This window comes from Photobacterium sanctipauli, from assembly GCF_003026495.1.
Classification (GTDB): domain Bacteria; phylum Pseudomonadota; class Gammaproteobacteria; order Enterobacterales; family Vibrionaceae; genus Photobacterium; species Photobacterium sanctipauli.
Map to the genome: position 1 here is coordinate 24,154 of NZ_PYMA01000005.1, position 13,979 is coordinate 38,132.

Genomic DNA, 13,979 nt, shown 5'->3' on the forward strand with positions numbered 1-13,979 from the left:
AGAAAAATAACGCATGTTACATGCTTTTATCAATTAGCATGACAGTATTAATTGGCTGCACTTCAAATGAATCGGAGTCGATTTATTTCTCTAATAATTCAACAAATGTCGATCAGTTTGTCAAAGTTGACTGTTTGTTACCAGGTTCTGTGCGCCGGCTAGGAACTAAAGCAACATACTTGTCAAAACGCAGACTTATTCAAACTACAGCATTAGATTGTGGTATTCGTGGTGGTGAATATACAATTTACGATCGTAGTAATCTATCTGAATCTTTAAATGTCTGGTTAGCAGAAGCGCAAACAGGTGATGCTCAAGCGCAATATTATGTCGGCGAGATTTATGAGAACGGTGTGTCTGGTGTGCCTGACTATCAGAATGCGTTAGCCTGGTATCAAAAAGCTGCTAAACAAGGCCATTCTCAAGCAAAAGTCAATTTAGGTACCTTTTATGAAGCAGGATTAGGTGTCAGACAAGATAAAGCTAAAGCACTTAATTACTATCGATCTGCAGCGGATTTAACCGATGATCAACTAGAGTACTTATCAACAGTAGAGAAAGAGGTTGAAGCCAGGCTTGCTCCTTATAAGCAGCAGCTAGAAAAGGAAAAAGCTGCTACCTTGCGTAAAGAGTCAGAGCTTAATGCATTAAGAAATCAGTTAGCCAAGTCTCGGAGTGATCTGCACCGAGCGCAACAGCGTGCACTTCAGCAAAATGTTGTATATGTCGATGTACCGTCTCCAGCCCTTCAAACGTCTGATAACTCGACGGTCGCACTGGAGCTAAAAGAACAGCTTAATAAGGTCGATCAACTCGAAACCCAGTTAGAAAATAAGTCAAAAGAGTTAGAGTCTTTGAGGCAAAACACACGGTCTCAGCAAGAGGCATCAAGTTTAAACTTAACTGATTCACTTGCGGATAATCAGGCGTTACAAGCGCTATTGTTACAAAAGCAGGAAGAGTTGCGAATAGCTAACAATCGTCTTAATCAAGTTCAGGCTGAATATGAGGTAGAGAAGCAGCAATTGCAAAATAAGGTTAATAACCTTAATTCCTCGGAAGTTACAACAACAGTCCTAGCTGATCAGTTATTGGAGCAGAAGTTGCAAAATGATGAGCTTAGTAAACAGCTAGATGTACTTCGACAACAAGAGTCGCTATATGTTGATGAAATTAATGAGCTTTCATCTCGAATAGCTACTTATCAATCTTCCAATGAATCAGATGTCATTAACAAGAAAGTAGACGAGAGTAGGGTAAACAACTTACGTCTTGAGCTTGATCAAACACGTGCCTTACTTGACTCAATGAATGAAAGATATCTTGTGATGAGTGAGCGAAATCAGTACCTTGAAGAATCGTTAAAGAATGAAATCTCAAGAAGTGATCAAGCTGGCCAAGAACTCATTGAGTTACAGGATATATTAGAAAATAAAACCAGTAAGCTTGAAGATAATCAAGAAGAAATTGCAGTATTAAAAGCCAGCATATCAAGTACTCAGGCTGAGATTGAAGGTATTAGCTTAGTTTCTACTGAAGCAACGATGCGTTCTATTAGTCAACCTGTTGTGCCAAGTCAAGCTGACTTTGGTAATTTTCATGCATTAATCATTGGTAATAATAATTATCAAAGCCTACCAAATTTAAGAACACCAGAAACTGACGCGAAAGCACTTTCTAATGTATTGAAGCATCAATATGGTTATCAAACGACATTGCTATTAAATGCTGGACGTACTGAAATCATGTCGAAGTTAAATGAGATGAGAGAAAAGCTCGGTGAGGATGATAACCTCCTTGTCTATTATGCCGGACACGGTGAAATCAGAGACAGTAGGGGCTATTGGTTGCCCGTAGATGCTGAAAACAACAATATTACTAATTGGATCTCTACTCAGCAGGTAACAGACTTGATTGCAACGAGTTCGATTAGAAAAGTGATGGTAGTCGCTGACTCATGTTATTCAGGTATCTTGACAAGAAATGCAATATTAACTCCTGGCGTCGGTGCGACGGGCGATACTGAAAAGTACAATAAATGGTTAAGTGTGATGGCGAAAGGCAAGTCAAGAACTGTGATGAGTTCTGGTGGACTTCAACCCGTACTTGATAGTGGTGGTGGTAAACATTCAATTTTTGCAAAACATTTTATTGGAATATTAAATGTTAATGATGGTGTTTTAGATGCAAATACTTTCTATAACCAACTTTTTCCTAAAGTAAAAAAAGACTCTGCGTTGTTGGATGCTGATCAGTCACCTTTATATGCACCAATTAAAAGTTCTAATCATCAATCTGTTGATTACTTTTTTGTGAAAATCTAATAAAAATCAAGCCTTAAACTTGTGCAAGGAGTGCAATGACTAGATATAACCAACTCTTCAAATTTGTTGAGGGGTTGTTATACGAGAAATTAATGAACTAATAATATATTAGCATTGGCGAGGTTATATATGATTAAGTTAAGGAAAAGTTATTCAAGTGGTTTTTTAATTGTTCTTCCGATGATGTATATACCAACTATAGAAGCAAATGACTTATGTTCAGGGAAAATTTTTAGTGAATGTAGCACTTTATTTACCTTACAACCAAGAACTACGGTTGGTGAGACATTCAAATCGTTAAATAACATCAGAGATTCTGGTCAAGCTTCACCAGAGCTACTTCAAACATTAGAAGATATAGATGACTTATCTCCTGAAGATCAGGTAGATGCATATTTGGCCATAGCTTCGGATGAGTCTGGGCAACTTTCTGATAATGTGACGAAACTTAATAAGTCTAATAGTGCGGCTGTATCTGCACGCATTGGCGCTGTACGTGGCCTAGCAACAGGTGAAACTTCAAGTGTTGCGATGATGAATAGGGATGGTTCATTGATAAATGAATATGTCATTCATCAGGGAGGCTCTGCTGGTGATGATGATTTCACACGTTTTGGAGTATATGGGCGGTTTGACTACGATAACGGTGATGTTGATGCGACTTTGAATCAGGCGGGTTATGATTTTGATGGATACGGTATAACCGTTGGTGGAGACTATACGTTTAACAAAAGCTATTTAGTTGGTTTATCACTGGGCTTTCCATTTTATGAGAATGATTTCGATACTGAAAACACTAAAACTGATATAGATGGTGTAATTGTTACAGGCTATTTTAGCTATTTTGTTGATGCTTGGTATATAGATGGTGTTATAAGCTATTCCGCTCTGGAGTTGGACATGCAGAGAGGTATTAATATCGCTGGTGATACAACAATTGTAAAGGCGGATAATGTTGGGTCAGATATTACAAGTGTGTCGGTAGGTGGTGGATATTTATTTAATTATAATTTATGGGCATTAAATGCAGAAGGTATGCTTCAATATACAACATCAACGACTGATGGTTACAAAGAAGAAGTCGTTAAAGGAAATGATGATTTAGCGCTTACTGTAGATAAAGTTGATGATTTATCATCAACACAGTTAATTGTTGGAGGAACTGCATCTTATCCTTTCAGTTCTACAGTTGGTGTAATTCAACCGTATTTCCGTGGTTATATGCATTATGAGTTTGAAGACGACTCGAATACAATTGTAACTCGTATTGCAGGCGATACGGGTAGTACAATTCTTCCAGTTTTAACCGATGAGCCAGATTCATTCTACGGCACAGCTCATATTGGCGTATCCGGTATTTTCATGAACAATTTGCGAGGATACGGAGAAGTGGGAACTTTATTAGGTCTCGATAATACATCTGCGTATTCAATCAGTGTTGGTGTGAATTTAGACTTTTAATTTACAGAAGTGAAATAGCCATGAAAATATTAACGATAATATTAAGTGTTTTGCTTACCTTTACTTTGTATAGTTGTGGTGGTGATGATTCTGCTTCACCTGGTGATGTTGTAAATGTCGACAACAATGAAATAGATGATTCTGAATTAGATTTGGCATCGCTGACCATGACATTGCGAGGAGCTGATAATAAAGAGTCTGACTTTGCCATTTCAGGAGCAACAGGGTATAAACTTTGTCTATTTGGTAAGGAGTTGAGCTCTACCAAGAAAAATTTTATCAATACTGCCTGTGATCCAGACTCAAACCTAGGGGACGATGACGATATTGAATGGAGAAGTTCTGATGAAAGCGTCGTTACAGTAGAACAAAATGGCGCTCTTCAGGTGCACAACCCAGGTGAGGTTACCATTTTTGCCGCCTATGATGGCATTGATTGTGAGTTAACATTCGATACATTGAATATGACAGTCAACGAGATTGGAGAGGCTGGGCTAGTAGGTGATATTAAGAATATATCGCTTACCATGTCAGATAAGCCAGGGAAAGATTATGAGTTAGAACTGAGTTTTGTTGATGAAGATGGAAATAGTGATAAAAAAGCTGTTATTAAAGAGATTAAAAATTTCATTAATGAATCAGAATATTTTGACGTAGAAAAAGGAGATAAAGCAAAATTTAAAGTCAAGCCATTAGAGGTCGGTTCTGGAAAAGGATTAATCATCAGTGATGTAAAAGTAGATGGTGTTAATGAACTATATACCTCAGGAGAAATTCCAGTCGAAGTTGATGATTACCAAGAGATGACGATAGCAATAGATCCTGTTCATGTCGACCCACAACCAAAGAATATCAGTCAAGAACCTATAGCCACTTTAAGTCCTGCTGATCCTGGGCATACAATTATAGCTAAAATTGGAGCTAGGGATATTTCTGAACATATTTATATTGAGTTAAAGTTTGACGAAGATAAAAAGTACAAGTTATTAGATGAGGTAATTTCAGAATTAAGAGGTGCTGTAAGCTTTGATGAAGTTGATGGTCGAAAAGTATTTAAACTATCTGATGATTTTAAAAAGCAAGTTATTGATCTAGATTATGCTTCTTCAGATACAGAAATTCTTGACTTGTTTATACGAATTATGCAATTTGAAGGAGATTGTGATGATGGAGACTATAAGTGTAAGGAAGTTTTAGCTCAAGTAGATTTGGGTAAATGTCCTCCTGAAGATCCAGATTGTTCCGTATGTGCTCCTGAGGATCTAGATTGTTGTACTCCTGGTGACCCAAATTGTCCTCCACCTCCTCAACCTCCTAAACAGTATGAGTTTAGAATATTAGCTGATAGTGAACTAGTCGTTACAAATGATGATTCAGTTCTTGTCGTTTCATCAGGTTCTTTTGTCAGCTCAGTACAAGTGTCGAATGACACCCCGAAAGCTTATAAGCTTGTTGATGAATTTTTAGATGAGACTACGGATATTATTAAAATTCAACTTGTTGAGTTGAATGAGGATGGTAACGCAATTAGGGTTGTGAATTTTTCTGACGTCATAAGTGAAGACAGTCCCACTTTTTCTTCTGGATGTTCAGTTTATGAAAATAGAGTTAACAAAGATGACAATTCAGAGAGTGATACAATATTTTTATCTGTGAAATCAGACCTTGATGAGCACTCTATTGATGATTCATGTATTATCTCTGCAACACCATTAATCGCTGAAGACTCTATAAGTGATTTAGCTATTAACACTCTATATTTAGCTAATGATGATATTTCAATAGAAACATCTGGTATCAAGCCTGTAATCCCTGATTTTGATAATACTTCTGGTAATAAATCATTTGAACCATTTGCTGAAAAAATCTTTTTTAACTTCTATCCTAATAATATGGAGAATGAAGGTAATTTAAGTATTAGCCAGGGCAATGATGTCGAATTGCATATTAATTATGATACTGGTCTAGGTTTGTATAGCTTGATTGTATCATCTGAAGATTACCAAGGTTTTTCTAATAATGATCAAGACGCTCAGTTTTATGCTAAATCTATGGATTTAGACACAGAGTTTGATTTGGATCCGTATTGTCAGTTAAACCTAGCTAATACTGTTTCCGAGCGTAATGAAAACTGTACTGACTTGAATACCTCTACGTTTAATATCAAGTTCCTCGACCTAATAGACGAATCGACTACAATTTATATTTTGGGTAACGATGGTACAGAAAAAACTGATGAAGTCTGGTCACGCTACCCTGGTGAGGAATGGAAAAAACTAGGTGTTCTTGATGGTACTCCTGTTACGTTAGATCCTGCTTTAAACACTTGTGTGTGGGACGGTACAGTTTGTAAAGTCCAAGAGTTTATACTTAAAAATCCAACTATTGATAAATATACAGTTGAGGTTGATAAAGGTAACAATGAAGCACTTTGCCAGTTTACTTCTGGAGTATTAAAAGATGGAGCATGCGTTAGCTTAGATACAGCACCTGCTGAATACTCAACAAAAGTTGATGTTGAAAGCGATGATGTATCAGAGACAACGGTTGTATATGCTATTGGTGCTTCTGTAGATAAGTACCATAGAAAATACTCTAAATATGAGTTCGATTTAGAGTGCTTAGCTGAACAGACAAGTACGTTAACATTTACCCCAGAACCCGAGTCTGATTTAGTTGTCGAAACAGATTTTGAAATTAGCAAGTTTCAAGGAGAGAAGTGCTATCATCGTAAAAACAAGAATGACGGAAGCCATGAAACGGAGCTACTCATTGAAATCGACCTTAAGAGTAATCAATAAGTAGAGCTGATAACGTACTATAGGACGTGACAATCGTAGATAAAAAGCCTTCTTCTCATTGAGAAGAAGGCTTTTTTACATCATCGGCACTACCGACAATACCAATAAACCTGCCATTGAGTAGTTAAACCATTTCATGCGTGTTGGGCTTTCAAGGAAAGTCTGCAATTGTTTACCAGCAACGGTCCAAAAGCTCACGCTTGGAATGGTGACCAGTGCGAATATAGCTGAAATGATAACGACCCCAAGCCAGTCGTTGCTGCTGTTGAATACACTGATAGTGGTAAGTGCCATGGTCCAACCTTTTGGATTCACCCACTGAAAACTGGCTGCGGCAAGAAAGCTCATTGGCTTATAGCTGGTTTTATGGTTGGGTTGTGGTTTGCTCAACGCAATTTTAGCGGCCAAATAGAAAAGATACCCAAGGCACAATACTTCGAGAGCCTGCTGGATAATTGGGTAGGTTTGAAATACACCTGTCAGCCCAATACCAACGATGATAACCATAAAGCTAAATCCTAGCATTACGCCTAGCATGTGCGGGACTGTCTTCATGAAACCGACATTAGCGCCCGAGGTCATTAGCATAATATTGTTAGGGCCTGGTGAGGCAGTCGCTACAAAGGCGAATGTTGTTAGTGCAACAAGTTGTTGATAATCCATGTCTATTTGTCTTGTTCGAGAGCAATGCAAACATATTAAGTTATTCTTTGAGAAATAATGTGTTTATATTGTTCAATACCAGACTAATTTTGCAATGAATTTAAGCTATGGATAGATTTGACGAAAGAATATTGCATGAGCTAAAACTCAACGGTCGTTTGTCGAATGTTGATTTGGCTGAGCGGGTTGGCTTATCGCCTTCTGCGACACTACGCCGAGTTCAAGAACTGGAGCGAGCAGGTGTTATCACAGGGTATCGTGCGACACTCGATCCAAACAAAATAGGAATAGGCTTTATTGCCTATGTCACTATCGGGTTAGGTGATCATAGTAAACAGTCACAGGTGGCATTTGAGGAAAGTGTTGTAAACGTAAAAGAGGTGGTTGAGTGCCATAACATTACAGGTGCCAGCGAGTACTTATTGCGGGTCGAAACCGCCAGTTTAGCCGCCTATAAGCAGTTTCATGCCGATGTGTTGGGGGAGATCCCGCAAGTGAACTCGATAATGACCCATGTGGTGATGGATACGCCCAAGGATGAACGTGTGTAGGAATCAATGATTTATCTACGTTGGTATAACAGTGATTTGCGCGTGATTGAAATAAACAAGGCACCGAAGCTAGTGCCTTGCTGTTAGTACGTGCCAGGAAGAGTAACTATGAGATATACAGTTACTTGCCTCTATACTTCATATAGGCGATTAAGCGTCACCGTCGTCGCCAAATCCGCCGAAGTCATCACCGCCACCGAAGAAGCTGTCGTCGCTGCCAAAGCCTGTATCGCCCATATCGTTGTTGGCTAGGCCTTCATCGAAACCGCTATCGCCAAAGCCATCAGTACCGAATCCACCGGCGCTTTCGTCAAATCCGGCGTTACCGAAGCCGCCAGCGCTGTCTGTGTAGTCGGAAGCAAAACCCGATGAGTCATCCAGGAAGCCACCAGAACTTTCTTCAGCAGAAGCTAAACCTTCGTCCATACCAGCCATATCTTCAGCGCCGGTGTCGGCTGCAGCCATTTCAGCAGCAGGATCATCGTTACCGAACAGGGCATTACTGATCATGTTACCTGCAACCATACCTACAGCAACACTTGCTGCCGTTTGCATGAAACTGCCGAAGGCACTTGGTTGATGGCTTGGTTGTGGTGGTTGCGGAGCAGGGCGGTTGCCACCCATCATTTTGCTAAGCGTGCCACGGTTAGCTTCAGACTTGTGGTGCTCTACACACTTTTCTAAGTATTCGTTTTTTTGCTTCATATCTTTCAGTGCCATTTCTTGTACTAGCACTGCTTGGGTTAGCTTATAGATAGCATCATCCTGCGAAGCAATCTCGTTGCTAATTAGCTGCTCGGCATCGGCGTCTTTTGACTTGCTCGGGCTTTGCTTAAGTTTATTGGCAACGTTCTGAATCAGTTCTTTTTCTTGTGGAGTCATCGTTTACTTCTCACTACATTGTTTGTGGCACGTTTTTGTGCTTTGCTTTTTATGACCGACATCCTAGCTTATGGTTCATATTACAATCTGTAACTATACGTTAGGAAATAAAAAAATCCGGCGTTTGCCGGATTTTTTTTAACCAATTGAGAGGTGATTATTGCTTAATACCTTCAACGTGTAGCTCAATGTCAGCATAGCTTGATTCGCCCATTACCTGAATGCCGAAGTCAGCCAGCTCGATGCGCGTCGTACCGCTGAAGCCCGCACGGTAACCACCCCATGGGTCTTCACCTTCGCCAATGAACTTAGCATCGATAACGAGTGGCTTAGTTTGGCCGTGAAGGCTTAGCTCGCCGTAAATTGCCATCTCGCCATTGCCTTTTGCTTCCACTTTGTTGGATGTGAAGGTCGCAGTAGAGAATTTTTTCACGTCTAGGAAGTCATCACTACGGATGTGCTTATCACGCTCTGCATGGTTACTGTCAAGGCTAGTAGTATCTACATTAACTGTGACTTTAGAATCTGACACGTTCATTGGGTCATAGCTAAATTGTCCATCGAAAGTATTGAAACGGCCTTTGATGTAGCTGTAGCCAAGGTGCTTAATCTTAAAGTTAATCGAAGCATGAGCGCCTTGCGTATCGATGACATAGTCTGCCGCAGAGGCCATTGATGGTACGCTTGCTGCTGCCACGATACCTAGTGCGATAAGATGCTTTTTCATGATGACTTAACTCCCAACATTTTTTTCAATGTGTTGTCTTTATTTATGAAGTGGTGTTTTAACGCCGCAAGGGCATGTAGTGCTGCCAATCCAATCAAGATAAAGGCAAGGTAATAATGCACTTCACCGGCTAGATCAGCTTGATTAGGAAACAATTCACCTGCGGATGGAACGCTAAACCAATTAAAAACTTCAATCGCTCGTCCATCAGCAGTTGAGATTAGGTAGCCCGAAACAAAAATACCAATCAGCAGTAGATAGATAAGGCCATGAGCGGCTTTTGCGGCTGCAATTTCCCACTTGGCGCCTTCTATCGCAGGTGGCTTCGAGATATGTTTCCAGACTAGACGAAAAATAGTAACGATGGCCAAGCAAATGCCTACTGACTTATGCCAGTGGGGTACAGGCTTGTACCATTGTGAATAGTAGTTGAGGTCGACCATCCAAAGCCCTACGGCAAATAAGCCAATGACGGCTACAGCCGTTAGCCAATGTAGGGTGATAGATAACCAGTCGTATGTGTTCTTTTGCTTGTCCATGAGCATATTCGCCTGTTGTTGATAGGAATAAGTCTAGTTTTTCTGACAGATAACAACAGGTGTGCAAGTTGAACATGTACTTCGAATAATTTGAATAAACTTTTTCGGGTTAAGAAATGTCTTGCTGTGTCTAAAAGAAAACGCCGACAGGGATGTGTCGGCGTGTATCGATAAAATAAGTGATGTGAAAGGGCTTAGCGATGAATATTGTTATCGTGTCGCCAATCCATAATAGTCCATTCGTTTACTTGAGCATGCATTGCCAGTGTTGGGTCTGGGTTGACAGCAAATGGGCGATCAACAGCATTAAGCAAAGGAAGATCATTGATTGAGTCACTGTAACCGTAGCTGCCTTGAAACTGTGTTTCCTGCTCATCTAGCCAAGTTTTCATTCTAGTCACCTTTCCTTGTTGGTAGCTTAGTGCTCCTACGGTGTTGCCTGTAAAGCTACCATTGATTTGCTCAAGATTAATTGCGATTGCATCGTCAGCCCCCAACATGCTTGCAATGGGTTTGACCAAGTGTTCGCCTGTTGCTGAAACGACGAGAACTTTGTCACCTCGCTTCTTATGCCATTCAATTCTGGCAATAGCATCTTGGTAGATAGCGGGTTTGATTTTCTCTTCAATGAAAGCATCAACAAGCTTTGTGACGGTGCCGTTGTCTAAGCCGACCATTGGCTTGAGTGTCGCTTTCATGTAGCTATTCATGTCCATGTCGCCTTTAGCATAGGCTTTCATGAAGTCTTGTTCTTCTTCAAGCAAAGTTGTACTGGCAATACCACGCTCAACTAAGAATGCACTCCACAAGCTTGCAGAGTCGGCGGCAATGAGCGTTTCATCTAAATCGAATATGGCAAGAAATGGCTTAGCTTTGCTTGGGGTGGTTGTATTGCTCAAACTGCGTTCCTATCTCATTTACTGTCTATCAATATTCCATTGAAGCCTATGCTGGCCATGTGACAGTCTGCTTTCAATAATGTGTACTTTTTAATAAGTCATGAATGTTTCTTTTAGCAGGTGCCGAGAGGGAGATTTACGTGTTGCTAAAATAAATTGTGTAAACTGTGAAGTGTTCTTCATTGTCATGACGACAGTCTAGCCATATGGAAATTAATAATTAAGTTATACGGATTCCGACCCTAACATGGACATGTAGTGAACCAAATCTTAAGAGCAAGGGATGAGCTCGAAAAACAGTTATTTCAGCTAGATGATGATACCAATTGCGCAAGCTATCAGGGGCTTGTGCTTCAAAGTGCCTATCAACCTATTTTTGATAGTTCGGGTGATGTGTTTGCGTATGAAGCGCTATTGCGTTTGCATACGGAAAAAGAGCAGAAAATTGACACCGCATCTTTAATTCGCTCATATCACTCTCAGCCACATCATTTGATAAATCTAGACCGCCTTGCAAGAGTAATTCATTTGCGAAACTTTGCGCGTTTTTTGTCTCGTAGCAACTTGTTTATCAATATGTGTCCTGTGGCGATGGTCGATGGGGAATCTCAGGCGTTAACACGGAAATTGATGTTACCCAGGCTCCAAGAACTGGGGATTTTGCCACAGCAAGTTTATGTCGAAATATTAGAGCATTTTTACCATGATCCTAAGCGACTTGCTGAATGTACCGAATTGCTTAAATCGTGTAATTTGAACATTGCCATGGACGACTACGGCATTAAGGGTTCCTCTGAGCAAAGAGCACGGCTGGTGGCACCGGATGTAATGAAAATCGATAGGTCGTTGTTGGTCATGTATATGAGGGGGAATAAGCAACCCATCCATCGTGCGATATCTGTGGCAAAAGATCTGAAGGCTAAAGTGTTGATTGAAGGGATTGAGTGCCAGGCATGCTTGCAGGTGGCGAATGAACTGGGTGCCGATTATTATCAAGGGTATTTTGTAGGAAGGCCGAGGTATATTTCATCCATAGTGCGCGGTGATGTCTCGGATAATTGGGCAAAAGCTGAATACAATTCTGCACAATCCACCATTGGCTCTTAGCTTTCTTGTAGGGTTGTCAAAAAAGCCAAGAGCCCTAGTGAATATTTGATTGTCCTAGTGAATGTTTGATTGTATAGATGGCACCTATTTCTTATCAGCAATCCCCCCCTGGGTCAGTGCTAATGGGTTGAGAAGGTGTTCTAGTTCGTCGCGTGTCAGATCTGTTTCTTCTTCGGCAACATCAATAATATCTCTACCTTCTTTGTAGGCTTTTTTGGCAACGGCAGCCGCCTTTAAGTACCCAATGATAGGGTTAAGCGCCGTGACTAGAATTGGGTTCTTAGCCAAAGCTTGCTGAAGGTTGTCTTCCCTTACCGTAAACGATCCTATCGCTTTATCAGCCAGCAAGGTTAGGCTATTAGCTAACAACTCGATGCTCTGAAGTAGGTTATAGCCAATAACCGGGAGCATGACATTGAGCTGAAAATTACCTGATTGACCAGCCACCGTGATGGTCGCGTCGTTGCCGATCACTTGTGCGGCAACCATGGCACTGGATTCTGGGATAACGGGGTTGACCTTACCTGGCATTATTGAAGAGCCGGGTTGTAATGCTTCAAGTTCGATGTCACCAAGCCCGGCAAGCGGGCCTGAATTCATCCACCGCAAATCGTTGGCTATTTTCATCATGGCCACGGCCGTGGTTTTTAATTGGCCTGAGAGGCTGACGATGCCATCTTGGCTACCGAGGTTATAGAAGAAGTTATCGCTGACGGTAAACTCTACTTCTGTGGATACCGAGATGTTATTGGCAAATATCGCAGCAAATTCGGGTTCAGCATTGATACCTGTGCCAACCGCAGTGCCCCCTTGGGCAAGTGCACAGACATTATCAAGAGACTGCAAAATACCGTGCTTGGCTTTTTCTAGTTGTGTTTTCCAACTCTCCAGCTCTTGTCGTAGCGTGATAGGCATCGCGTCCATTAAGTGGGTACGACCCGTTTTGACGATGTCGCCTACTTCTTCAATTTTGTTTTCTATTACCCCAATTGTGTGATCAATGGCGGGTAGAAGTTGGAAATGGCAGGCGAGGGCGGCACTGACTTGAATGGCGGTAGGAATAACATCATTGCTACTTTGGCCCATATTTACGTCGTCATTGGCTCCGACCTCAATATTGGCTCTGCTTGAAGCCAAGGTCGCAATGACCTCGTTGGCGTTCATATTGGAGCTAGTACCAGAGCCCGTTTGAAAGATATCAACAGGGAACTGGTCATGGTGCTCACCGTCAATAATGAGCTGGCAACTATCGATGATGGCATGGGCTTTATCGTGGGCGAGCAAACCGAGCTCAAGGTTACTTCTTGCAGCGGCTTGCTTGATAAAGGCCAGCGCCATAATGAACCGAGTCGGCATCGGTATCCCGCTGACCGGAAAGTTGTTGATGGCCCGCTGGGTTTGGGCTTGGTACAGTGCATTTTTAGGAACATGGACATCGCCCATGCTGTCAGTTTCAATTCGGTACTCTTTCGTCATGGGGTCACCACTCAGTCACGAATATGCATCTTGATTACTTATCTATAGCTTATACCAATCGTTCAATGACCTGAGGGTTTTTGTCGTTGAACAGCGAATTCTAACTTTTAATTCACCTTTCTAATTAAGTGCTCACTACAGTCATTAGGAGGGAGGAAATTGAAAGCAATAATGTGATGCATTTCACGGCATATAGGTATGTTTCGAAAGACATTACATAACTCTCTGGTATGATAACGATAAGAAACACAATGTAGGTGAAATTATGAAAATGAAGTTAAGATATTTTCTTGCAGGAATTATGACTGCAATAATCACCGTGCCTACATTTGCCGATCCTGTAGAGCGAAATATCGCCCCTGAATTGACAGTCCCCAAGGCGCTAAAATTACTTCAAAGTCAGGGTTACCATGACTTTAGAAAAATTAAAGTTGAGCGTGAAGATCACGAAATCGAGGTGGAAGCCAGAAATGCCGACGGCCACCGAGTCGAGATTGAGCTTGATTTATTCAGCGGGAAAATAATTGATATCGAACGTGATTAAGAAAT

12 protein-coding genes are annotated in these 13,979 nt (G+C 41.1%); 6 read left to right on the forward strand and 6 right to left on the reverse strand.

The genetic code is table 11. The features are described 5' to 3' along the window. Nucleotides 1–20: 20 nt before the first annotated feature. The 3 genes from C9I98_RS09980 to C9I98_RS09990 all read left to right on the forward strand — a co-directional run bounded on the left by C9I98_RS09980 (nucleotide 21) and on the right by C9I98_RS09990 (nucleotide 6,586). A complete protein-coding gene (locus C9I98_RS09980) occupies nucleotides 21–2,324 on the forward strand; it encodes a caspase family protein (protein ID WP_158262676.1) in 2,304 nt (767 codons plus the stop codon). A 129-nt stretch (nucleotides 2,325–2,453) separates the two neighbouring features. Next, the gene (locus C9I98_RS09985) at nucleotides 2,454–3,785 is read left to right on the forward strand and encodes an autotransporter outer membrane beta-barrel domain-containing protein (RefSeq protein ID WP_081878849.1); all 1,332 of its coding nucleotides are present in this window, start codon (nucleotides 2,454–2,456) and stop codon (nucleotides 3,783–3,785) included. A 20-nt stretch (nucleotides 3,786–3,805) separates the two neighbouring features. Then, a complete protein-coding gene (locus C9I98_RS09990) occupies nucleotides 3,806–6,586 on the forward strand; it encodes an Ig-like domain-containing protein (RefSeq protein WP_107271930.1) in 2,781 nt (926 codons plus the stop codon). Nucleotides 6,587–6,661: 75 nt separating this feature from the next. On the opposite strand, the gene C9I98_RS09995 is transcribed toward C9I98_RS09990, so the two are convergent. Next, on the reverse strand, nucleotides 6,662–7,249 hold the full coding sequence (locus C9I98_RS09995) for a LysE family translocator (protein ID WP_107271931.1): 588 nt from the start codon (nucleotides 7,247–7,249) through the stop codon (nucleotides 6,662–6,664). A gap of 107 nt (nucleotides 7,250–7,356) precedes the next feature. On the opposite strand from C9I98_RS09995, the gene C9I98_RS10000 reads away from it, so the two are divergent. Then, on the forward strand, nucleotides 7,357–7,800 hold the full coding sequence (locus tag C9I98_RS10000) for an Lrp/AsnC family transcriptional regulator (protein WP_036827892.1): 444 nt from the start codon (nucleotides 7,357–7,359) through the stop codon (nucleotides 7,798–7,800). A 150-nt stretch (nucleotides 7,801–7,950) separates the two neighbouring features. On the opposite strand, the gene C9I98_RS10005 is transcribed toward C9I98_RS10000, so the two are convergent. The 4 genes from C9I98_RS10005 to C9I98_RS10020 form a co-directional block, all read right to left on the reverse strand. Further along, nucleotides 7,951–8,682, reverse strand: coding sequence for a DUF2076 domain-containing protein (locus C9I98_RS10005; RefSeq protein WP_036827889.1), 732 nt, complete (start codon nucleotides 8,680–8,682; stop codon nucleotides 7,951–7,953). 157 nt (nucleotides 8,683–8,839) lie between these two features. Continuing rightward, nucleotides 8,840–9,409, reverse strand: coding sequence for a YceI family protein (locus C9I98_RS10010; RefSeq protein WP_036820157.1), 570 nt, complete (start codon nucleotides 9,407–9,409; stop codon nucleotides 8,840–8,842). Continuing rightward, complete coding sequence (locus tag C9I98_RS10015; protein WP_036820155.1) at nucleotides 9,406–9,948, reverse strand: cytochrome b; 543 nt, start codon at nucleotides 9,946–9,948, stop codon at nucleotides 9,406–9,408. The genes C9I98_RS10010 and C9I98_RS10015 overlap by 4 nt, the downstream gene beginning before the upstream one ends. Nucleotides 9,949–10,142: 194 nt before the next feature. Beyond that, nucleotides 10,143–10,847 carry an HAD family hydrolase gene (locus tag C9I98_RS10020; RefSeq protein ID WP_036820152.1) on the reverse strand — a complete coding sequence of 235 codons (705 nt, stop codon included), beginning with the start codon at nucleotides 10,845–10,847 and terminating at the stop codon, nucleotides 10,143–10,145. Between the two features lie 258 nt (nucleotides 10,848–11,105). On the opposite strand from C9I98_RS10020, the gene C9I98_RS10025 reads away from it, so the two are divergent. Beyond that, complete coding sequence (locus C9I98_RS10025) at nucleotides 11,106–11,954, forward strand: EAL domain-containing protein (protein WP_051902087.1); 849 nt, start codon at nucleotides 11,106–11,108, stop codon at nucleotides 11,952–11,954. 84 nt (nucleotides 11,955–12,038) lie between these two features. On the opposite strand, the gene C9I98_RS10030 is transcribed toward C9I98_RS10025, so the two are convergent. Further along, nucleotides 12,039–13,430 (reverse strand): class II fumarate hydratase, encoded by a 1,392-nt coding sequence (locus C9I98_RS10030; protein WP_036820147.1) that lies wholly within the window; start codon nucleotides 13,428–13,430, stop codon nucleotides 12,039–12,041. Between the two features lie 265 nt (nucleotides 13,431–13,695). Here C9I98_RS10030 and C9I98_RS10035 point away from each other — a divergent pair, with 265 nt between their 5' ends. After that, complete coding sequence (locus tag C9I98_RS10035) at nucleotides 13,696–13,974, forward strand: PepSY domain-containing protein (protein WP_081878899.1); 279 nt, start codon at nucleotides 13,696–13,698, stop codon at nucleotides 13,972–13,974. Nucleotides 13,975–13,979: the final 5 nt, after the last annotated feature.

Excerpts from the sequence above, each read along its gene's own strand:
- C9I98_RS09980 (WP_158262676.1), top strand. The coding sequence starts at position 21 with ATGCTTTTATCAATTAGCATGACAGTATTAATTGGCTGCACTTCAAAT.
- C9I98_RS09985 (WP_081878849.1), top strand. The coding sequence starts at position 2,454 with ATGATTAAGTTAAGGAAAAGTTATTCAAGTGGTTTTTTAATTGTTCTT.
- C9I98_RS09990 (WP_107271930.1), top strand. The coding sequence starts at position 3,806 with ATGAAAATATTAACGATAATATTAAGTGTTTTGCTTACCTTTACTTTG.
- C9I98_RS09995 (WP_107271931.1), bottom strand. The coding sequence starts at position 7,249 with ATGGATTATCAACAACTTGTTGCACTAACAACATTCGCCTTTGTAGCG.
- C9I98_RS10000 (WP_036827892.1), top strand. The coding sequence starts at position 7,357 with ATGGATAGATTTGACGAAAGAATATTGCATGAGCTAAAACTCAACGGT.
- C9I98_RS10005 (WP_036827889.1), bottom strand. The coding sequence starts at position 8,682 with ATGACTCCACAAGAAAAAGAACTGATTCAGAACGTTGCCAATAAACTT.
- C9I98_RS10010 (WP_036820157.1), bottom strand. The coding sequence starts at position 9,409 with ATGAAAAAGCATCTTATCGCACTAGGTATCGTGGCAGCAGCAAGCGTA.
- C9I98_RS10015 (WP_036820155.1), bottom strand. The coding sequence starts at position 9,948 with ATGGACAAGCAAAAGAACACATACGACTGGTTATCTATCACCCTACAT.
- C9I98_RS10030 (WP_036820147.1), bottom strand. The coding sequence starts at position 13,430 with ATGACGAAAGAGTACCGAATTGAAACTGACAGCATGGGCGATGTCCAT.
- C9I98_RS10035 (WP_081878899.1), top strand. The coding sequence starts at position 13,696 with ATGAAAATGAAGTTAAGATATTTTCTTGCAGGAATTATGACTGCAATA.